This is a genomic window from Hungatella hathewayi WAL-18680 (genome assembly GCF_000235505.1).
Classification (GTDB): domain Bacteria; phylum Bacillota; class Clostridia; order Lachnospirales; family Lachnospiraceae; genus Hungatella_A; species Hungatella_A hathewayi_A.
Window position 1 is genome coordinate 1,592,689 of sequence record NZ_JH379027.1, and the last position, 19,784, is coordinate 1,612,472.

19 protein-coding genes and 1 pseudogene are annotated in these 19,784 nt (G+C 52.3%); 17 read left to right on the top strand and 3 right to left on the bottom strand.

Features of this window, described 5'->3' with window-relative positions; genetic code table 11:
- Positions 1–15 precede the first annotated feature (15 nt).
- The 4 genes from HMPREF9473_RS07145 (at position 16) to HMPREF9473_RS07160 (ending at position 5,390) form a co-directional block, all read left to right on the top strand.
- Positions 16–1,920 carry an FAD-dependent oxidoreductase gene (locus HMPREF9473_RS07145; RefSeq protein WP_080568798.1) on the top strand — a complete coding sequence of 635 codons (1,905 nt, stop codon included), beginning with the start codon at positions 16–18 and terminating at the stop codon, positions 1,918–1,920.
- 65 nt (positions 1,921–1,985) lie between these two features.
- Entirely contained in the window at positions 1,986–3,011 is a 1,026-nt protein-coding gene (locus HMPREF9473_RS07150; protein WP_006779407.1) for a zinc-dependent alcohol dehydrogenase, read from the top strand.
- A gap of 40 nt (positions 3,012–3,051) precedes the next feature.
- On the top strand, positions 3,052–4,899 hold the full coding sequence (locus tag HMPREF9473_RS07155; protein WP_006779408.1) for an FAD-dependent oxidoreductase: 1,848 nt from the start codon (positions 3,052–3,054) through the stop codon (positions 4,897–4,899).
- Positions 4,900–4,982: 83 nt separating this feature from the next.
- Entirely contained in the window at positions 4,983–5,390 is a 408-nt protein-coding gene (locus HMPREF9473_RS07160; RefSeq protein WP_242830787.1) for a VOC family protein, read from the top strand.
- Positions 5,391–5,468: 78 nt separating this feature from the next.
- Here the strand turns inward: HMPREF9473_RS07160 and HMPREF9473_RS07165 are convergent, their stop codons facing one another.
- Entirely contained in the window at positions 5,469–6,785 is a 1,317-nt protein-coding gene (locus HMPREF9473_RS07165; protein ID WP_006779410.1) for an SLC13 family permease, read from the bottom strand.
- Positions 6,786–6,817: 32 nt separating this feature from the next.
- The gene (locus HMPREF9473_RS07170) at positions 6,818–7,981 is read right to left on the bottom strand and encodes a mandelate racemase/muconate lactonizing enzyme family protein (protein ID WP_006779411.1); all 1,164 of its coding nucleotides are present in this window, start codon (positions 7,979–7,981) and stop codon (positions 6,818–6,820) included.
- Positions 7,982–8,345: 364 nt separating this feature from the next.
- On the opposite strand from HMPREF9473_RS07170, the gene HMPREF9473_RS07175 reads away from it, so the two are divergent.
- The 13 genes and pseudogenes from HMPREF9473_RS07175 to ttdB all read left to right on the top strand — a co-directional run bounded on the left by HMPREF9473_RS07175 (position 8,346) and on the right by ttdB (position 18,171).
- Positions 8,346–8,621, top strand: a complete 276-nt coding sequence (locus HMPREF9473_RS07175) for a cupin domain-containing protein (RefSeq protein ID WP_006779412.1) — start codon at positions 8,346–8,348, stop codon at positions 8,619–8,621.
- A gap of 40 nt (positions 8,622–8,661) precedes the next feature.
- Positions 8,662–9,279, top strand: a complete 618-nt coding sequence (locus HMPREF9473_RS07180; RefSeq protein WP_207636783.1) for a helix-turn-helix transcriptional regulator — start codon at positions 8,662–8,664, stop codon at positions 9,277–9,279.
- A gap of 15 nt (positions 9,280–9,294) precedes the next feature.
- Positions 9,295–10,551 carry an MFS transporter gene (locus HMPREF9473_RS07185; protein WP_006779414.1) on the top strand — a complete coding sequence of 419 codons (1,257 nt, stop codon included), beginning with the start codon at positions 9,295–9,297 and terminating at the stop codon, positions 10,549–10,551.
- A 106-nt stretch (positions 10,552–10,657) separates the two neighbouring features.
- A complete protein-coding gene (locus HMPREF9473_RS07190; protein ID WP_006779415.1) occupies positions 10,658–10,867 on the top strand; it encodes a spore coat associated protein CotJA in 210 nt (69 codons plus the stop codon).
- Positions 10,854–11,129 (top strand): spore coat protein CotJB, encoded by a 276-nt coding sequence (locus tag HMPREF9473_RS07195; RefSeq protein WP_006779416.1) that lies wholly within the window; start codon positions 10,854–10,856, stop codon positions 11,127–11,129. The genes HMPREF9473_RS07190 and HMPREF9473_RS07195 overlap by 14 nt, the downstream gene beginning before the upstream one ends.
- A complete protein-coding gene (locus HMPREF9473_RS07200; protein ID WP_006779417.1) occupies positions 11,129–11,740 on the top strand; it encodes a manganese catalase family protein in 612 nt (203 codons plus the stop codon). Before HMPREF9473_RS07195 ends, HMPREF9473_RS07200 begins: the two co-directional genes overlap by 1 nt.
- Before the next feature lie 117 nt (positions 11,741–11,857).
- Positions 11,858–13,141 carry a glycoside hydrolase family 3 protein gene (locus HMPREF9473_RS07205; RefSeq protein WP_006779418.1) on the top strand — a complete coding sequence of 428 codons (1,284 nt, stop codon included), beginning with the start codon at positions 11,858–11,860 and terminating at the stop codon, positions 13,139–13,141.
- Between the two features lie 57 nt (positions 13,142–13,198).
- The gene (locus HMPREF9473_RS07210; RefSeq protein WP_006779419.1) at positions 13,199–13,822 is read left to right on the top strand and encodes a DUF1847 domain-containing protein; all 624 of its coding nucleotides are present in this window, start codon (positions 13,199–13,201) and stop codon (positions 13,820–13,822) included.
- 7 nt (positions 13,823–13,829) lie between these two features.
- The gene (locus HMPREF9473_RS26065; RefSeq protein ID WP_006779420.1) at positions 13,830–14,483 is read left to right on the top strand and encodes a GntR family transcriptional regulator; all 654 of its coding nucleotides are present in this window, start codon (positions 13,830–13,832) and stop codon (positions 14,481–14,483) included.
- Positions 14,484–15,128, top strand: coding sequence for a GntR family transcriptional regulator (locus tag HMPREF9473_RS07220; protein WP_006779421.1), 645 nt, complete (start codon positions 14,484–14,486; stop codon positions 15,126–15,128).
- A gap of 176 nt (positions 15,129–15,304) precedes the next feature.
- Positions 15,305–16,573 carry an SLC13 family permease gene (locus HMPREF9473_RS07225; RefSeq protein ID WP_006779422.1) on the top strand — a complete coding sequence of 423 codons (1,269 nt, stop codon included), beginning with the start codon at positions 15,305–15,307 and terminating at the stop codon, positions 16,571–16,573.
- 71 nt (positions 16,574–16,644) lie between these two features.
- Positions 16,645–17,532 (top strand): annotated as a pseudogene (ttdA, locus tag HMPREF9473_RS27565) (L(+)-tartrate dehydratase subunit alpha); the annotation flags it as partial.
- 12 nt (positions 17,533–17,544) lie between these two features.
- Positions 17,545–18,171: a L(+)-tartrate dehydratase subunit beta gene (ttdB, locus tag HMPREF9473_RS27570; protein WP_138669975.1), complete on the top strand. Its 627-nt coding sequence runs from the start codon at positions 17,545–17,547 to the stop codon at positions 18,169–18,171.
- A 108-nt stretch (positions 18,172–18,279) separates the two neighbouring features.
- Here ttdB and HMPREF9473_RS07235 read toward each other — a convergent pair whose 3' ends face one another.
- Positions 18,280–19,764 carry an AAA family ATPase gene (locus HMPREF9473_RS07235; protein ID WP_006779424.1) on the bottom strand — a complete coding sequence of 495 codons (1,485 nt, stop codon included), beginning with the start codon at positions 19,762–19,764 and terminating at the stop codon, positions 18,280–18,282.
- Positions 19,765–19,784 lie beyond the last annotated feature (20 nt).

A 19,784-nucleotide genomic window follows, 5' to 3' on the forward strand; every position in this document is an offset into this window, starting at 1 on the left:
GTGAGAATGGAGAGTATGATGAAAAATTATATCCATGAGATACATAATTGTAAAGAAAAGGCAATCATCCGCAAGGATTACGACGTGCTGGTAATCGGCGGCGGCATGAGCGGACTCTGTGCCGCCATAGCATCGGCCAGACAGGGGGCGGGGACGGCCATCGTCCAGGACAGAAGCGTGTTTGGCGGAAATGCAAGCTCCGAGATGAAAATGCATATCTCCGGCGCTTCCTGCCACTGGGGGAAGAAGGACGCTGCGGAAACCGGGATTTTGATGGAGCTTCAGCTGGAGAACAAGTATTTAAATGACAGCTACAACTATTCCATCTGGGACGGCGTTCTGTGGTCTGCCGCCATGGACTGTGAGAATCTGGATGTGTATATGAATACCACCATGGATATGGTGGATTCTGATGGCTCCTGCATTCACTGCGTCCAGTGCTATCAGATGACGACGGAGAACCGCTACGAGTTTGGGGCGAAGGTATTTGTGGACGCCACGGGAAACGGCACGCTGGGGTATTTTGCCGGGGCAGAGTACAAGATAGGCCGGGAGGCCGCCGCCGAGTATGGCGAGCAGGACGCGCCAGAGCAGGCGGACGGCGAGACCATGGGAAATACCATCTATTTTGTGGCGGAGGACGTGGGACATCCGGTGAAATTTGTAAAGCCGGGCTGGGCCTACACTTTCACGGAGGAGGATTTTGTCCATCGTTACCACGGGGACATCGTGGTCTATCATAATGCGGACGACGTTGTGGTGTTAAAGCCTGGGGAAGATTACCGGGACCACGAGGATGAACTTGTGGAAAAGTATGATGTGAAATCCGGTTATTGGTGGATAGAGCTGGGCGGAGACTGGGACGACATTATCAAACAGTCGGAGGACATCCGCTATGAACTTTACCGCACGGTGTACGGCGTGTGGGACCATATTAAAAATGGCGGAGACCACGGGGCGGAAAACTATGAACTGACCTGGGTTGGAAATCTGGGCGGAATGAGGGAGAGCCGCCGCCTGATGGGGGATTACGTGCTGACGGAGCAGGACATTTTGTCCAACCGGGTGTTTGAGGACGCGGTGGCCTACGGCGGCTGGCCCATGGATGAGCATGTGGCGGCCGGGTTCCGGGCAAAGGGGCAGATTCCCTCCCGGGTGCGCTCCTTCAAGGGACTGTATTCCATACCCTACGGCTGCTTCTGCTCCAGGACGGTGAAAAACCTGATGATGGCGGGGCGCAATATCTCGGCTTCCAAGCTGGCCATGGGTTCCACCAGGGTGATGGGAACCTGCGCGGTGGGCGGCGAGGCGGTGGGAGTCGCGGCGGCTGGCGCGGCCCTTAGCGGACTGACGCCATCTGAGTATGGAAGGCTTCATAGAAAGGAACTTCAACAGAAGCTGTTAAAAAATGATTTATACGTGCCGGGCTGCAAAAATGAGGACGAGGACGACAAGGCCAGACTGGCGAAGCTCTCTGCCACCTCCCAGCAGAGCGGTTATGAGGTGGAAAATCTGATTTCCGGCGTCACCAGGCGGGAGGGCGATCAGAGCAATCTGTGGATGTCAAAGGGCATCCGGGAAGGCGGTGAGGCGGTTGTGCTGGAGCTGAAAGAACCGTCATCCATTTCCCAGGTACGGCTGGTGTTTGACCCGGATTTGAGCGAGGAGAGATGCATCTCGGTCTCCAGAGCATTTATGGAAAAGGAACCGCGGGGCGTTGCGAAAACCCTGGTGAAAGATTACCGGGTGGAGGCGCTGTTTGGCGGGAAGACGGTGGCCTGCCGGGACGTGAGGGACAACCACCAGAGACTGAATGTGGTGGAGTTTGATGAAGCGGTTATGGTGGATGCGGTGCGGATTACCTTTTGGAGTACCAACGGATGCGAGAATGTTCAGATGTATGAGGTCCGCATTTATTAATTGAATTAAGGTTTGGGTTACGATTTGGATTAACGATAAAAAGCATAACAAGAGGAGGGTAAACAATGATTCAGCAGGTAATGACGGCGCCAGGCGTAATTGAATTCAGAGAGGTAGAAACTCCGGAACCGGGCGAGGGACAGGTCCTGGTAAAAATGATGCGGATGGGAATCTGCGGTTCGGATATCCATGTGTATCACGGGGAGCATCCCTACACTTCTTATCCGGTGACACAGGGACACGAGGTGTCCGGGGAGATTGTGAAGATTGGTCCGGGGGTGGAGCATTTAAAAGAGGGACAGAAGGTGACCATAGAGCCACAGGTGTTCTGCGGCCAGTGTTATCCCTGCACCCACGGAAAGTACAATGACTGTGACAACTTGAAGGTGATGGGCTTTCAGACCACGGGGGCGGCCAGCGAATATTTTGCGGTGGACGCCTCCAAGATAGACGTGCTGCCGGAGGGGATGTCCTTCGATGAGGGCGCCATGATTGAGCCTCTGGCTGTCACCATCCATGCGGCGAAGCGTTACCCGGACATCCAGGGGGCCAATGTCTGCGTGCTGGGCTGCGGTCCGATTGGCATTTTGGTGGCCCAGTCCTGCAAGGCTCTGGGAGCGGCGAAGGTGATGGTGACGGACGTCTCCGATTACCGGCTGGAGATGGCGAAAGCGGTGGGGGCCGACTACGCCGTCAACACCAGAGAGCATGATTTTGGGACAGCGCTGACAGACTGCTTCGGTTCCGACAAGGCCGATGTCATCTACGACTGTGCCGGAAATGATATCACCATGAATCAGGCGATTCAGAACTGCCGCAAGGGCGGTACGATTATTCTGGTGGCCGTGTTTGCAGGCGAAGCCCACATTGATTTGGCAAAGCTCAATGATTCCGAGCTGGATTTGAACACGTCGTTCATGTACACCCATGAGGACTATGTGGACGCCATCCGGCTGGTGGGCGAGGGGAAAATCAAGCTGACGCCGCTGATGAGTAAGCATTTTGCATTCAACGAGTTTACGGAGGCATACCGGTATATCGATGACAACCGGGAACAGACGATGAAAGTAATTATCGACATACAGAACTAAGAAATGTGGGAGATGGGGGTTTTTAAAGGAGGAAGGAAACATGTCACTTCGTGAAAAGGAAGCTGTTTATGATGTAATCGTGGTGGGCGGCGGCATCGCCGGTGTCTGCGCGGCCATTGCGGCGGCGAGAGAGGGCGCCAGCGTTGCCATTGTGCAGAACCGCTCCGTCTTTGGGGGGACGGCCAGCTCGGAAATCCGGATGCATATCGTGGGGGCCAACTGTCATTCCTCGAAGCCGGATTTGAGGGAAACCGGGATATTGGAGGAAATTCTGCTTGAGAACAAGCGGCGCAACCCCTACGCGGCCTTCCCGGTTTTCGATATGATACTGTGGGAAAAGGTCTTTCTGGAGGAAGGCGTCACGGCCTATCTGAATACCAATATGGATGATGTCATTCTTGATGAAGGGCGGATTCGTGGTATTGTCTGCCACCAGAACAGCACGGAGACCCAGTTTACGCTCTGCGGAACGCTGTTCATCGACGCCACAGGCCACGGCACGCTGGGAGTGATGGCGGGCGCGGCCTCCCGTGTCGGAAGTGAGGCGCGGGCGGAGTTTCAGGAGCCCACCGCGCCGGAGACGGCGAACCAGGACACCATGGGAAACACGATTATGTTTCTGGCGGTAGACCGGGGAGAGCCGGTGCGGTTTGAGAAGCCGGTGTGGGCCCACACCTACACGGAGGAGGATTTGAAATACCGCTCCCACGTGGATGAAATCTGCGCCCAGGCGGATGGCGGCGGCACGGTGGCTCCGGAGGAAGGGAAGAACCAGCTTCCGGAATTCTCCAATGTGGACGCCGGCTACTGGTGGATTGAGCTGGGCGGCGATTACAACGATATCATCGAGCAGGGCGAGGAAATCCGGGATGATTTGCTCAAATGCGTGTACGGCGTCTGGGACCATATCAAGAATCAGGGAAACCACGGCGTGGAGAATTATGATTTGGAATGGGTCGGTATGGTGCCAGGGTACCGGGAGAGCCGGAGACTGGAAGGCGAATACATTTTAAATGAAAATGACGTCCGGGCCAACCGTGTCTTTGAGGATGCGGTGGCCTACGGCGGCTGGCCCATGGATGTCCATGTGCCGGGAGGAATCCGGGATTTGAACAGCTACGGCTCCAAAGTCTACAATTTTGAGGGCTGCTATACCATTCCCTACCGGTGCTATGTCAGCCGGGATGTGGACAATCTGATGATGGCGGGCCGGGATATCAGCACGTCGAAGATGGCATTTTCCTCCACGAGAGTGATGGGCACTTGCGCGGTGGGCGGACAGGCGGTGGGTACCGCGGCGGCCCTGGCTATCCGGTACGGCTGCACGCCGAAGCAGGTGGGAGAGCAGCATATCCGGGAGCTGCAGCAGGAGCTGATGAAGAACGACTGCTATCTGCCGGGTTTTGCCAACGAGGATGAGGCAGATATGGCCCGGACAGCCAGAGTCAGCGCCAGCAGTGAGCAGGACGACGGCAGGGCGGAGCGCGTGATAAACGGCGTGGCCAGAAATGTGAACGGGCAGGTGAACTGCTGGAAGTCGGCGTCCCTGGAGGAGCCGCAGACATTGACGCTGAAGCTCTTTGAGGAACGCGAAGTGCGCCAGGTGCGCCTCACCTTCGACACGGATTTGAGCCACGAAATCCAGCCGTCCATGATTAAAAATGTGCGTGACAGACAGGTGAAGGGGCTTCCCCGTGAGCTGGTGAAGGATTATCGGGTAAGTCTTCTCCTGGACGGAAATGTAGTCGGCACCAGGGAGGTCCGCGGCAATGGACAGCGTCTGAATGTGCTTGATTTTGATGGGGGGGAATGTGACGAGGTGCAGATTACGGTTGAGTCCTCCCATGGATGCGATTATGCGTGCATTTTTGAAGTGAGAATTTATTAGAATGATGGAATATGATGGAACATAATGGAATCAGAACAGGGGCAGGTTAAACGCAGGAGAAAGGTAAGATACGGAAAGGAAGAATGCAGATGGGGACAGCAGACTTAGTGGCAGCAGACTATATAACAGGCGTCCAGCACCTTGGAATCCCGGTCCGGGATATGGACGGGACGCTGAAATTTTATGGGGATTTGGGGTTTGAGGAAGCATTTTCCACGCGGAATAACGGGAAGCGGGTGGTGTTTGTCAAGCAGAAGAATCTGGTAATAGAACTCTACGAGGAAGATGAGACAGCCGCCAAACCAGGCGCCATCGACCACGTGGCCCTGGATGTCACGGACGTGGAGAGGACATTTGAACTTGTGGGCGCACTAGGGTATGAGATGCTGGATACTGAAATCCAGTTTCTGCCATTCTGGGAGCATGGTGTTAAGTTTTTCACAATCATGGGACCGAATGGGGAGAAGGTGGAGTTCAGCCAGAAGATGTAGTAACATTTAATTCCGCCAAGGCTTAATCGAGCCTTGGCGGAATTTGTTATGATAGACTTATTCAGTACAAAAGCCTGATTACGGAAACGCAGGAAACACCGTCATAATGACAAAAACGGAAAGGACGCACATAAGGATGGATGGCAGCCAGCCCATTTTAAACAAATCCTTCTGGCTGTATCCGCCGGCCTCCATCATAGGCGGGATGGTACCGGTGGACATGGGGGTCATGAAGGCGGAATTGCATGCGGAGCCCAGGATGAGCAGCAGGCCGACGGGGTTACAGCCCAGCGCTTTGGAGGCCATGATGATAATCGGCTGGAACAGGTTGTCGACGCTGAAATTCTGCATGAACTGTGTCAAAAGGAACGGAACGATGAAGAAGGCAAATCCGATGATATATCCGTTCCGTGTATTGCCCAGGGCACTGGCCAGCAGACTGCCTATCATATCTCCCAAGCCGCATGCTTCCATGGCGCCGCCGGCGGCATAAGCTGCAACCAGCATCAGCATGGTAGGCACGGGGATGGCGTCGATGGCTTCCTGGGTTTTTAAAACACCCACGGCGGTTATCAATGCGGCGCCGGTCACCGCAATCTGCCAGCTTTGAAGTCCCAGCGTGTCAGCAAAAATCAGGCCGACGGTGGTCAAAAGGAATATCCCGTAGCCCAGAACCTCGCGAACCGGGTCAAGGGGCGGGGCATCGTCAACGGCGCCGGCTTTATTGGTAAAACCACCCAGGGTTACCGGCACGGAGGGCTGGTTCGGGGCCAGCTTGGGAGCGATAAAAGCGGCGTAAACGACCAATACGGCAGAGATAATCAGCTGGCCTTTCACAGGGTCCAGTATTTTCATCACATAGTCCGCATAGCCATAGCTTTCCATCACACTGTTGGCGGTGGCGTAGGTGTACATGCCGCTGCCGAAGGGGGCGGTGCCGATGGAACAGATGCAGACCAGGGCGATCGGCTGCATTACTTTGGAGGGGCTGATGCCATTTCTCTTACAGAACGCCGCAATCACCGGAACCATGACGCCGAAGGTCGCCATAGGGCTGGGGATTAAATTGGTCAAGAGGAAGGCAAGCACACAGTAACCAAGCATCTGCATGCCGAAACTGCCTTTGCTGATTTTAAATACCAGGCTGGAGAGCTTGTTGACCGCCTGGGTGCGGCTGAATCCGGCAGATACGACCACCATACCGGCTATCAGCAGGATGTTGTGGTTGGCAAATTTACTCAAGACAACGCTGGCCGGAATGATGCCGGAAAATGTGACAAGTACGATGGTGCAGATGGATACCACTGCCAATGTGGTATGAAGTTTTTTCGCGAATAAAAATCCCAACATCATGAACAAAAAAATGCCGAGGCATAGGAACATTTGAGTTGTCATAGTTTATCTCCTTTTAGGTAACTGAAAACGGGTTATTGGTCACGGACGGAGCCATCTATATTTAAGCGGCTCCCGGGTGCATAGGTGATGGGTGGAAAATGTTTCTCAATATCCGGTATCAAATCAATGCCAATTCCAGGGGCGGAGGACGGTGTAATATATCCGTCCACCGGTTTGTCCCAATTGGTTACCATATCACATTTGCGGTCAGTGGAGGTGGAGTCCCAGCTGAGTCTGCCGTCTCCGCTCGGATATTCGCAGATTAACAGGTTGTCAATGCAGGCGCACAGCTGCATTTCGGCGGCGGTGCAAACCGGGCTTAGGGGGTTATGTGGCACAATCGGACACATTTTGCTCTCCGCCAGCGTGGCGATTTTCCTGGCGCCGGTCAGGCCGCCGACCGTAGTGAGACTTACCCGGATGTAGTTGGCTGCCTGGCGGTCCAGCAAGTCCTGAAATTCATATATCGTGTGCAGCCGTTCCCCAGTGGCAATTGGCACCTTGCTGTGCCGCACGACGTAGGCCATGGCCTCATTGCTACCCGGAGGAATCGGGTCCTCAACAAAAAGCGGATGTACATCTGCTATTTCCTGAATCAGGACAACCGCCTCGGCAGGCAGACTGCGTCGGTGCAGTTCTATGCACAGGTCCACATCATCGCCCACGGTTTCCCGCATGAGATGGGTGCGCCGGATGGCATCTTCCATATTTTTTGTGTAGGTTCTGTTATAGGGCGTATCTTCGTCTTCATCCAGAAAGGGGGAGAGATGTCCCAAAGCCTTAAATCCCTGTTCCTTGCGCTTTTTACAGTTTTCAACCAACTCCTCATCGCTTGAGGCGATTACATGACCGTATACCAGCACCTTGTCCCGGCATTTGCCGCCCATCAGCTGATAGACCGGAGCGTTGTAATATTTGCCCGCAATGTCCCACAGCGCCACGTCAATCGCGGATAATGCGCCCATAACGGCAGCTCCGCGGAAAAACATTCCGCGAAACATGACCTGCCAGTGATGCTCGATGTCCAGTGGATTTTTCCCTACTAAGTATAGACCAAAGGAACGAATCTGCGCGGCGGCCGCGTCTGCGACACCAAAAGCGCCGCTCTCGCCAATCCCATAGATGCCTTCATCCGTTATTATTTTTGCATAGCAGAACCGATTCGCGCGGATTGCCTGTACTTCTACTATTTTCAAGTGGATACCTCCTCGATTTTCAGCTTGTTCCCGGTAAACAAAATCTGTTGATACTCTATTTATACAAAAACAAACGCCTGCTGTCATTGACAATATTTCTCTTTTTTGTTCTGTGTGGTGCGCTTTTGGCTGAAATTATCATTTCTATTGATAAAAATAATGGCCAGTCAGTCAAATATTTCCCCTGTGAAAAGCAGGCATTTAGCGCAGGTTTGGATGGCATATCCTCTTGTCAGATTCCAAAACCGTGAAACATTTTCCCGTGGATAATATTTGAATATTGGGGATCATGTACCTTTGTGGACAAGGTGTTTCTTTTCTGCTATACTTTAGCTGAATAAATAGTGGGTCAGGAGGAGAAGCTGTGGAGGAGAAACGATATCAGTATTATTTTGACGACGAGCATTATCTTCTAAGCTATGTACATGATGTTTACAGCTACCGCTACCATTGGCATGATGATATGTATGAACTGCACATCATCCTGACGGGCAGCATGGAATTTGTCCGGGAGGGGCAGAAGTATTTCTTGCAGCCGAATGATGTCATTATTGTAAGCCCTGGTATGGGGCATGCCACGTTTGCGCTGGAACCACAGACGGCAACCCTTGTCCTTCGATTTTTCTGCGAATGCCTTTGAGGAGTTTCTGCAGCAGGATTATATCTGCCGGTTCAATTTTGTGTCAGACAGCTCTGACCGCCAGACGGTCCGCTATACCCATGTGCGTTTTTACTGTGCGATGCTGCTTCAGGCTTTGGCGGCAGATGATGCGTATACGGGAAAAATCGTAAGGCCCACATTTGAGCTGCTGCTTGTCACGCTTTTTAGCAGATTTGAGTCCGAGCGCAGTGACATTTACCAGCCAAAAAACAAGAATATCCCGGATCAGCTGATTCAGGATGTCATTCAATACATTGATGAAAATTATGCCAAGAAAATATCGCTGGAGGAATTGACGGAGCAGTTTAATTACAACAGAACCTACATCTCTACATTTTTTAAGAAAAATGTGGGCATGAAATTCTATGACTATCTGACCAGAACTCGATTTTCTGCTGCCGTGTGGGATTTGACAACAACGGATTTAAGTCTCACCAAGATTGCGCTGTACAATGGATTTCCGGACTTAAAGACCTTCAACCGTCTGTTCCAGGAAATGTTTCACATAACTCCTGCAGAATATCGCCAGAAGCTGGCCGTAACGCTGACGAAACTGCCAAATGAGTATTGGAACGTGAAAGAGTTGAGCGACCCCAATATAAAATTAAAACTGGATGAGTTCATCGGTATAACTTAATCTGAGAGGAATCATATGGATACATTATCAAGGAATTGGAAAAAGAATTTTTTTACCATTTGGACAGGACAGGCGTTGTCGCAGTTTTCAAGTTCTGTCCTTCAGTTTGCGATTGTATGGTATTTGACGGATAAAACGGGGTCCGCTATGGTGTTGACGGTGGCCATGATGATGGGGTTTTTGCCGCAGGGGATTTTGGGGCCGTTTATCGGGGTGTTTATCGATAGGTATAACAGAAAACGAATTATGATTGTCTCGGATTTATTTATTTCCGCGGCCAGTTTTGCCATGGTAGTGGCGGGATGGATGGGCGGTTTGACAACGGAACTGATTCTTGTGGTTTTGCTGCTGCGCTCCGTTGGTTCGGCCTTTCATACGCCATGTCTGCAGGCGGTCACACCTCAGATTGTCCCGTCGGACCAGCTGACCAGATGCGCCGGGTATTCGCAGGCGTTGGAGTCGGTATCCCAGATTTTAAGCCCGGTTGTGGCGGCGGTGCTTTACAGCTCCTGGAGTTTAAGCGGGATTATTTCCCTGGATGTGATAGGGGCGCTGATTGCGGTATTGACACTGGGAATTACGGAAATACCACAATTGATGCGGAAGGATAATGGCGAAAAAATACGGGTTTTGCGGGAGGCGAAGGAAGGGTTTCTGATTCTTAAGACGAAAAAAGGGATGCTGGGTCTGGTACTGATTGGCAGCATTTATACCCTGGCGTTAATGCCGACCAGTGCATTGTTTCCTCTGATGACAATGTCTTACTTTCATGGTACCAGTACCCATGCCAGTATGGTTGAGGTGGTATTTTCCGTGGGCCTTCTGTTTGGTTCCCTTATTTTGTCAAAGTGGGGAGGAACAAAAAACAGGATTTATACGATTGTTCTATCATTTCTGTTGATGAGTTTCAGTTTATTGATTTCAGGGCTCCTGCCGCCGGGGGGATTTTATGCATTTATCCTCTGTTCCTGGCTGATGGGAGTTTCCGGTCCGTTCTATTGGGGAATGTACACGCCGCTGCTGCAGAGCAACTTTGACGCGGAGTATCTGGGACGGGTTCTGTCCTTGTCCAGCAGTATCCGGCTGCTCAGCGGGCCGGTTGGGCTGGTGATATCCGGCGCCTTTGCGGAAAACTATGGGGTGGAAAAATGGTTTCTGATTGCCAGCGCGCTGGTGCTGTCCGCGTCCATTTTATGCATTGCGGTTCCGGCGGTGCGTACCTGTGATGATACCGAAGCACGAAATAATGCGCACCCACCTGTCAAATTTTAAATTACTGGATAAGCTGACAGTAATCCTCCATAGTAGAAATCTCATAAAAACAGATACTAAGAATGCTACCTGTTGATAGATTCTTTTTGAGCAAAGGAGTGTTTTTATGAGTGAATGTACTTGCGCTTCAGAGAAACATCATTGTGATTGTGCGCCGGCTCCAGGGCCGGGGCTGCAGCTTGCGATTGCTACGGTTCCCATGCAGCCGTGGATGACGCCCTATGAGCCGGCCAAGGCGCTGAAGCAGGGGACCATATTTCCCTGTCTGGACCTTCCATTCTTTATAACAGGAGGTGGAAGCGATGCGAGAGCGTAGTCAGTGTCTGTTGGAAATTGATGAAATCAGTTTTACTTTAAATGATTTAAACCTCTATCTGGATACCCATCCGGAGGACCAGGAAGCGCTCTCGGCTTTTAACCAGGCTTCCACGAAACGGAAACAGCTGATGGAAGCGTTTGCCAAGGAATTTGACCCGCTTACCATAAACTGCATCACACCGGAGATCAACCAGCAGAAATTTTCCTGGACTGCCGGTCCGTTGCCTTGGGATAACCAGATAAAAGGAGGTGCGCTCTAATGTGGACTTATGAAAAACGATTACAGTTTCCGGTGAATATCACCAAGACCTGTCCGAAGACGGCGTCTCTGATTATCAGCCAGTTTGGCGGCCCTGACGGAGAGCTGGCTGCCTCTATGAGATATCTTTCCCAGAGATACACCATGCCATGCAAGGAAGTGGGAGGACTTCTCACGGATATCGGTACGGAGGAGCTGGGACATCTGGAGATTATCTGCGCCATGATTTACCAGCTGACGAAGAATCTGACACCGGAGCAGGCAAAGACCGCAGGATTCGACGCCTACTATATTGACCATACCACGGCTCTGTGGCCGACGGCCGCGGCCGGTGTTCCCTTTAATGCCTGCGAATTCCAGTCCAAGGGAGATGCGATTACGGACCTCCACGAAGACCTGGCGGCCGAACAGAAAGCACGGACGACCTATGATAACCTGATTCGTATCATAGAGAACCCGGAGGTGCGAGAACCCTTAAAATTCCTCCGCGCCCGTGAGGTGGTGCATTTCCAGCGTTTTGGCGAGGCATTGGAGAAAATCAAATCGGGATTGGACGAGAAGAACTTTTATTATTACAATGCGGAGTTTGATAAGCAGTTTGTGAAGAAGTAACAAAATGAATCCCTCCGGTTTCAGAAATGAAGCCGGGGGGATTTTTTTGGTGGCAGGGAAGCAGATTGAATGAAACTGTGGTATAATCTCGATAATAGTTATCATGGAGGTTATGGAATGAATAGAAAGCGGTACCATCAAATCAATATATTGCTGCCGATGATTATAATTCTGGTATTGGTATGCGCTGTTGTGATAGCCGGGATTGTTTGGAAGAGAAGCGGGAAGCAGGAGTTACAGGGGGAAAAGGTGCTGACTCAGTCATCATTGGCGGATGCCACGAAGGAAGCAGGGAACACAGGTGATGCAGCTGCCGCCGAATCAGCGGATACTGCAAAGGAAGTAAAAGAGGACCCGTCGGAACATACGGATGCCGGCGATACAACGTCGGTGGACGAGCGGGCACAGGCCATTCTGGACGACATGTCCTTAGAGGAGAAGGTGGGACAGCTGTTTATTGCGCGATGCCCGGAGGAACAGGCGGCGCAGAAGGCGGCGGAATATCACCTTGGCGGCTATATCTTATTTGCACGGGACTTTGAGGGGAAAACGCCGGAGGAGGTCAGCGTGGATATTCAGTCGTACCAGTCAGCTGCCTCCATTCCCATGCTGATTGGTGTGGATGAGGAGGGAGGAACGGTGAACCGGGTCAGCCGGTATCCGGCATTCCGGGCGGAAAAGTTTGAGTCGCCGCAGAAGCTGTACCAGAATGGCGGCTTCGAGGCGGTTAAAAACGATACCATTGAGAAGAGCCAGCTGTTAAAATCCTTAGGCATCAATGTAAACTTTGCGCCGGTCTGTGATGTCTCTGTCAATCCGGAGGATTTTATCTACGACAGAAGTTTTGGAAAAGCGGCCGGTGAGACGGCACAGTATGTGGAGACGGTTGTGGGAGCCATGAAAGAGCAGGGAATGGGCTCCGTGCTGAAGCATTTCCCAGGTTATGGAAATAACGTGGACACCCATACGGGCATTGCCTATGACAACCGGCCCTATGAGACGTTCCTCACGTCCGATTTTCTCCCTTTCCAGGCGGGAATTGACAGCGGGGCGGAGATGGTGCTGGTTTCCCATAACATCGTAAAGAGCATGGATGAGCAGTACCCGGCTTCCCTCTCGCCCCGTGTCCATGAAATCCTGCGTCAGGAGCTTGGATTTTCCGGTGTGATTGTGACGGACGATTTGGTGATGGACGGAGTGCGGGAGTTCGCCGACGACGGGCAGGTAGCGGTTCTGGCGGTGCAGGCGGGCAATGATTTGCTGTGCTGCACGGACTTCGAAACCCAGGTTCCCGCCGTGCTGGAGGCGGTAAAGCGGGGAGAGATTTCACAAGAGCGGCTGGACCAGTCGGTACTCCGCATTTTGAAAATGAAAATTGCCATGAATTTGCCTTTACTTTGACAAAAATAATGGATACAATATAATTAGATAAAATGTAAATGATAAGAGGTGTAACCGATGTATACATGTGCAAACTGTAATGTGCTGGCCTGTGCCTCCAGGGACAGGGAGAAACTTCCGGCCAATTGCCCCATGCATCAGGAGGAACTGATGCAGGAAGCGCTGGAAACCTACCAGGAACCGGACAATAGGGAATTCTACATAAAGGCGTCCTGCATCGAGGGCGAGGGCTATGGCCAGTGGCCAAGACTGCGGGAGACCGTGGAAGTGTGTAAGAAGATGGGCTATCACCGGATTGGCCTGGCGTTCTGCAAGGGGCTGCGAAAAGAGGCCAGAGTGGTGGCGGATTTGCTGCGGGAGCAGGGATTTGACGTGGTGTCGGTTATCTGCAAGACAGGTGGATTTGAAAAAGAACTGTCGGGAATTCCGAAGGAGGGAAAGATTCACCCGGAGCAGTTTGAGCCGATGTGCAACCCGATTGCCCAGGCAAGGCTGCTGAATTCCCAGAAGACGGAGTTTAATATTGCCCTCGGTCTCTGCGTGGGACATGACTCCATGTTTTACAAATATTCGGAGGCCCTTGTGACCACGCTGGTGGCCAAGGACCGGGTGCTGGCCCACAATCCCTGTGGGGCTATCTACTGTGCGGACGGATATTTTAAACAGAAATTGAGAGGGTAGCGGGGAAATGATGATGGAACAGCTTGGGATTAAGAAGATGCAGGGGAGCATCGTTGAGATGCTGAAGGACGAGATACTGTCCGGAAATATTCCCTGCCAGACGGAGATGACGCAGAATGAGCTTGCCTCCAGCCTGGGTGTATCCCGGATGCCGGTGCGGGAAGCGCTGATTATTCTGGAGTACCAGGGACTGATTGAGCGGCTTCCCAACAACCATGTCCGGGTGGCGGAGTTTTCGGCGGATTATTTTAAACGGCTGTTTTGTCTGTGCGGGAAGCTGGAGCTTGAGGAGATGGCAAGACAGCAGGCAATGGAGCAGTCAGAGGTGCCACCGCCAGAAATGTCACTGCCCGGCGAGATGGAATTCCACCGGGAGTTGTACCGGAAGTCGGAGCACAGCTATATCAGGAAAACGCTTCAGACAATTACGGAAATCTATATTGCATTTGCGTTAAAATGCCGGGATTATGAGCCGGAACAGGGACGGAGGCTGCTGGGGCAGGTGATGGAGGTAATGGGCAATGGAGCGCATGAGAGGGCAGAGAAGGATTCAGGTGCAACGGCGAGTGGGAGCGCAGAAGTGAAGCAGCAGGCCGCCGCGCTCTTGAACCAATATTTCGATACACTGACAGAAGCAATTATGAGAGAGAGGGCGAGATAGATGCTTGGATTAAAACCAATTAAACTGCTACCGGCGAGGGAGCAGGTGGCTTCCGCGCTCCGGAAAGCGATTATTTCCAGGCAGATAGCGGAGGGGGAAGTTTTGACGCTGGAGACGACGGCGCAGAATCTGGGGGTGTCAGTGACACCCGTTAGGGAGGCGTTTCAGATTCTGGCGAGAGACGGGCTGATTGACTTAAAACAGAACAAGGGAGCCGTGGTTCTCGGCATCAATGAGACTACCATCCGGGAACACTATCAGGTCCGGGCGGCGCTGGAGAGCGCGGCCTGCGCCATCTGCTGTGAGGAGATGGTATCCCTGGAGGCCATCGAGAACTGTCTGACTTCCGCCAGGGAAGCGCTGGAGGCCGATGATTCCAGCAGTTATTCCAATTTCAACCAGTCCTTTCATTATGAAATCTGGATGGCCGCCGGTAATGAGAAGTTGAAAAACATGCTGTCCGAGCTGTGGAATGGCCTGTCCATGGGCATCAAGACCACGGAGCATGAGTACGCCCGGAAATCCCAGGAGGAGCATGAGCGGATCTTCGAGGCGCTGAAGACCAGGGACGCGGACAAAGCCAGCAGTGAGATGCGCCGCCATATTCTTCGAAGCATGGAGGATGTGCTGACCCGGTACCAATAGTGAATGTGCACAAAAGAATAGGGTGATATTATTGTAAAATGCTGAATCTTTCAAATGGCTATTGACAGATTCGGCATTTTATTATATTATGCAGATAAGAAATGGATACATTATCAAATATCATATATCAAAGATAATAATAATCCATTCAAACTATATTTTATTAGGAGGGACGTATGAATCCATCAACCATCACTATTCTTTTTCTTCTGTTTGCAGTGGTCATGTTTGTCTGGGAGAAGATTCCGCTGGGAGTCACATCCATGATTGTCTGCATCGGACTGGTGGTCACAGGAGTGCTGGACATGAAGACTGCATTTGCAGGATTTATCGACAGCAATGTGATTCTGTTTGTGGCCATGTTTATTGTAGGCGGAGCATTTTTTGAAACCGGCATGGCGAATAAAATCGGAGGTGTTGTGACAAAATTTGCCAAGACGGAGCGGATGCTGATTGTCGCCATCATGGTTATCGTGGGAATGATGAGCGGTGTGCTTTCCAACACAGGAACAGCAGCCGTATTGATTCCGGTTGTGATCGGAATTGCCGCCAAGTCAGGCTATGCCAGATCGAGACTGCTGATGCCGCTGGTATTTGCGGCCGCCATGGGCGGGAATTTATCCCTGATCGGAGCGCCTGGGAACTTAATTGCACAGAGTGCGCTTCAGGAGATGGGGTTATCCTTCGGATTTTTTGAGTATGCCATTGTGGGGTTGCCGATTCTGGTGTGTGGAATTATTTTTTACGCGACGGTAGGATACAAATTGCTGCCCAGCCATAAGGTGGTTGACACGGATGGGGCGTTTGACGACACGAAGGATTTTTCCAATGTGCCAAAATGGAAGCAGACACTTTCCCTGGTGATTCTTCTGCTGACATTGCTGGCAATGATCTTTGAAGACAAAATCGGTATTAAATTGAGTATCTCCGGTTGTATCGGGGCGCTGGCGTTGATTTTAACGGGAGTTATTTCCGAGAAGGACGCTTTAAAATCCATTGATTTAAAGACGATCTTCCTGTTCGGAGGAACACTTTCTCTAGCTGCGGCCCTGTCATCCACAGGAGCAGGCGCTGAGATTGCAGAAAAAGTGATAACCGCTCTGGGGGCGGAGCCTTCGCCATACATATTGACGTTTGTAGTATTTATGCTGTGCTGTATATTGACCAACTTTATGTCCAACACGGCGACCACGGCCCTGATGGTTCCCATCTGTCTGTCCATCGCCCAGGGAATGGGGGCGGACCCGAGAGCGGTTCTGATGGCCTGCGTTATCGGCGGCTCCTGTGCCTATGCGACACCGATTGGCATGCCAGCCAATACGATGGTGGTCGGCGCAGGTGGATATAAGTTTATGGATTATGTGAAGGCGGGACTTCCGCTGATTGTGATTGCAACAGTGGTGAGTATGGTGATTCTTCCGATTGCATTTCCATTCTTCCCGTAGGGATGGGAAATCATGTGAGGTCAGGAGAACATTGGATGAAATGAGTAACACAATATAAAGGAGGGTTTATCATGAACAAGAACGAACAGGTGGAGCAGCTTACCAGGTATATGGCCAATTTTGTGTCACATATTGGGAAAATACTTCCGGATGACATTATTGCAAAGCTGGATGAGCTGGCTGCACAGGAGGACAGTCCGCTGTCCAAAACGATTTATGAAACTATGAAGTTAAACCAGAAGCTGGCGGCGGAGCTGAACCGTCCCTGCTGTCAGGACACCGGTGTGCTTCAGTTCTGGGTGAAGTGCGGGGCCGGGTTCCCATTGATTGGGGAGCTGGAAGCATTATTAAAGGAGGCGGTTATGATTTCCACCGTGGAGGCGCCGCTCCGCCACAACAGTGTGGAGACCTTCGACGAGTACAATACGGGTAAAAATGTGGGCAAGGGGACGCCGACGGTGTTCTGGGATATTGTGCCGGACAGCGAGGAATGTGAGATTTACGCCTATATGGCAGGGGGCGGATGTACGCTTCCCGGAAAGGCCATGGTGCTGATGCCTGGGGCCGGATATGAGGGCGTGACCAGATTTGTCATGGATGTGATGACCTCCTACGGGCTGAATGCCTGCCCGCCGCTGCTGGTCGGCGTGGGTGTGGCGACTTCCGTGGAGACGGCGGCGCTGTTGTCCAAGAAAGCCCTGATGCGTCCGCTGGGAAGCCACAATGAGAATGAGCGGGCGGCTTCCATGGAGAAACTGCTGGAGGACGGCATCAATTCCATCGGCCTGGGCCCGCAGGGCATGGGCGGGAAATATTCCGTTATGGGCGTACATATCGAAAATACGGCGAGACATCCTTCCACCATCGGCGTGGCTGTGAACGTGGGCTGCTGGTCCCACCGCCGTGGGCATATCATTTTCGATAAGGATTTGAACTATACAATTACAACACAGTTCGGGGGTGACGTTATAATGGTAGAGATGAAAAATGGAAAGAAAATTTTGACGACTCCGGTTTCGGCGGAGGATTTGGCGGATATTCATGTTGGCGATATTATTTATCTCAATGGCAGTATGACCACATGCAGGGACGTGGCCCACAGAAGACTGGTGGAGGGACACCGGGAGCTGCCGGTAGATGTGAGGAACAACGCTATTTTCCATGCGGGGCCGATTATCCGCCCGTTGGAGAATGACAAGTTTGAGATGGTTTCCGTCGGTCCGACCACCAGCATGCGGATGGAGAAATTCGAGAAGGAGTTTGTGGAGCTGACCGGGGTGAGAGTGATCATCGGAAAAGGCGGCATGGGACCAAACACGGAGTATGCCTGCAAGAATTATAAGGCTATCCACTGTGTATTCCCTGCCGGAAATGCCGTCGTTGCCGCCACGGAGGTGGAGGAGATTGTGCAGGCGGAGTGGAGAGATTTGGGAATGCCGGAGACTCTGTGGAACTGCCGCGTGAAAGAGTTTGGACCGCTGATCGTGTCCATTGACACGGAGGGACGGAACCTGTTTGAGGAGAATAAGGTAGTCTTCAATGAGAGGAAAGAGAAGGCGATTGAGGAGATTTGTAAGCAGGTAAGTTTTATAAAGTAACTGAGTTTTGGAAGAATGAAATAGGAAAGCAGAGCCGAAGGTGGAATCGTTCGGTTCTGCTTTTTTTGTAAATGCAGTCTGGCTGGTCGGCAGAAGTGAAGCGCAGCGTTATCCCAGCAGCTTTCTCACCATCCCAGCATCAAAAACGACGTGGTCTACATGGTCGACCTCGATCTGATACAGGGCGTTGGCGGCGATGTGCTCGGCGGCCTGCTCTAAGTCGCGGATTCCGGAGGTGTCACGGTACTGGTCGATGAGGGCCTCCAGGCCGTCTTCGGTGATGGTGCATTCCTGTTCGCGCATGCTCATGCGTGTTAAGACTTTTGGCAGCGCATAGTTTGAAAAGATAATCTTTTTCTCCTCCGGGGTGTAGTCCGGGATGTCAATGACCGCGAAGCGGGACATCAGGGGGGCGCTGATTTTGGACTTATCGTTGGCGGTGGCTATGGGGTAGACGCCGGCGGTGGGGATCATGCATTCTATGTAGTTGTCCGTGAAACCGAGATTGTCCAGGAGGGTTAAGAGGACGTCGGCGGGATTGCCGTTTCCCTTTCCGGCCGCGGCCTTGTCCAGCTCGTTGATGATGAAAACGAGGTTGGATTCGCCGGCCATGGAGAAGGCTTCCATGATGATTCCCGGTTTGGCGTTTGCATAAATGCGGGAGCTGCCAGTCAGCTGCTCCGGGTCGTTGATGGAACTCATGTCCAGGGTGGTCCACGGAAGCTTCAGAATGCGGGCCACCGCGTAGGCAATCTGGGATTTCCCGGTTCCGGCGGGGCCGGCCAGCAGAAGGCCGTAGGCCGGAAGGGTGTGGGTGCGGTTAATCTGGATAATGGTCTCGATAATCCGCTGTTTCACCTGCTCCATTCCGTAGAGCTCTTCATCCAGAATCTGCCGCGCTTTTACCGGGTCAATGGACTCGAAATAGTTGTTTTTCCACTGGATATTCATCATGACGGAGAGGGCCCGCTGGGCGTGGCGTTTCTCCTCTGGGGACACTTCGTGGGAGCGGGCCACCGCAAGGTTTCTCCTGGCCCAGAGCCGGATGTTGTCAGGCATGGTTCTGCCAGCGCAGGTCATAAAGTCGGAGATACTCTGTAAACTGGTCAGCTTCATATGGTCTCCCAGCTCGTCCGGTTCTTCCTCCTCCTGCTCCGGTTCCGGAGCGCTGCTGGCGAAGAGGCGGTCCATCATAAACTGAAGGAAACCGTCCTCGGCGGACAGCTTAGTCCCCTTTCCAAATGCAAACTCGCGAATCTTGTAGACCGCATAGCCGTCCTCCCGGTTCTGGCCGGATAAGCGCACCTGGATATGATTCTCGCCCAGCCACTGGAGCAGATTGACAAAACGGGCGTCAATCTGAAGAATATCCGCGCTGAACGTCCCGTCCTCCTCCTGAAATTCAAAGGAAGTCCGCTTCACCGGATTGGTGAACATGCCGTTGGAATGGTGATTCCATTTCCTGGACCGGTTGTCCAGAAGCAGAATGGGCCGTTCCGGGGAGGCTGTGTTTTCGTTGGATGTGATAAGGGTATAGGTGCATTCGGACGGATGGTTCTCGTCCGGCGTGTTGGTGAAATCAAATACGGGCATGGCTGGTTCTCCTTTTTTCC

Coding starts and splice junctions, on each gene's coding strand:
- HMPREF9473_RS07145 (WP_080568798.1), top strand. CDS start 16: ATGATGAAAAATTATATCCATGAGATACATAATTGTAAAGAAAAGGCA.
- HMPREF9473_RS07150 (WP_006779407.1), top strand. CDS start 1,986: ATGATTCAGCAGGTAATGACGGCGCCAGGCGTAATTGAATTCAGAGAG.
- HMPREF9473_RS07155 (WP_006779408.1), top strand. CDS start 3,052: ATGTCACTTCGTGAAAAGGAAGCTGTTTATGATGTAATCGTGGTGGGC.
- HMPREF9473_RS07160 (WP_242830787.1), top strand. CDS start 4,983: ATGCAGATGGGGACAGCAGACTTAGTGGCAGCAGACTATATAACAGGC.
- HMPREF9473_RS07165 (WP_006779410.1), bottom strand. CDS start 6,785: ATGACAACTCAAATGTTCCTATGCCTCGGCATTTTTTTGTTCATGATG.
- HMPREF9473_RS07185 (WP_006779414.1), top strand. CDS start 9,295: ATGGATACATTATCAAGGAATTGGAAAAAGAATTTTTTTACCATTTGG.
- HMPREF9473_RS07190 (WP_006779415.1), top strand. CDS start 10,658: ATGAGTGAATGTACTTGCGCTTCAGAGAAACATCATTGTGATTGTGCG.
- HMPREF9473_RS07195 (WP_006779416.1), top strand. CDS start 10,854: ATGCGAGAGCGTAGTCAGTGTCTGTTGGAAATTGATGAAATCAGTTTT.
- HMPREF9473_RS07200 (WP_006779417.1), top strand. CDS start 11,129: ATGTGGACTTATGAAAAACGATTACAGTTTCCGGTGAATATCACCAAG.
- HMPREF9473_RS07205 (WP_006779418.1), top strand. CDS start 11,858: ATGAATAGAAAGCGGTACCATCAAATCAATATATTGCTGCCGATGATT.
- HMPREF9473_RS07210 (WP_006779419.1), top strand. CDS start 13,199: ATGTATACATGTGCAAACTGTAATGTGCTGGCCTGTGCCTCCAGGGAC.
- HMPREF9473_RS26065 (WP_006779420.1), top strand. CDS start 13,830: ATGATGATGGAACAGCTTGGGATTAAGAAGATGCAGGGGAGCATCGTT.
- HMPREF9473_RS07220 (WP_006779421.1), top strand. CDS start 14,484: ATGCTTGGATTAAAACCAATTAAACTGCTACCGGCGAGGGAGCAGGTG.
- HMPREF9473_RS07225 (WP_006779422.1), top strand. CDS start 15,305: ATGAATCCATCAACCATCACTATTCTTTTTCTTCTGTTTGCAGTGGTC.
- ttdB (WP_138669975.1), top strand. CDS start 17,545: ATGGTAGAGATGAAAAATGGAAAGAAAATTTTGACGACTCCGGTTTCG.
- HMPREF9473_RS07235 (WP_006779424.1), bottom strand. CDS start 19,764: ATGCCCGTATTTGATTTCACCAACACGCCGGACGAGAACCATCCGTCC.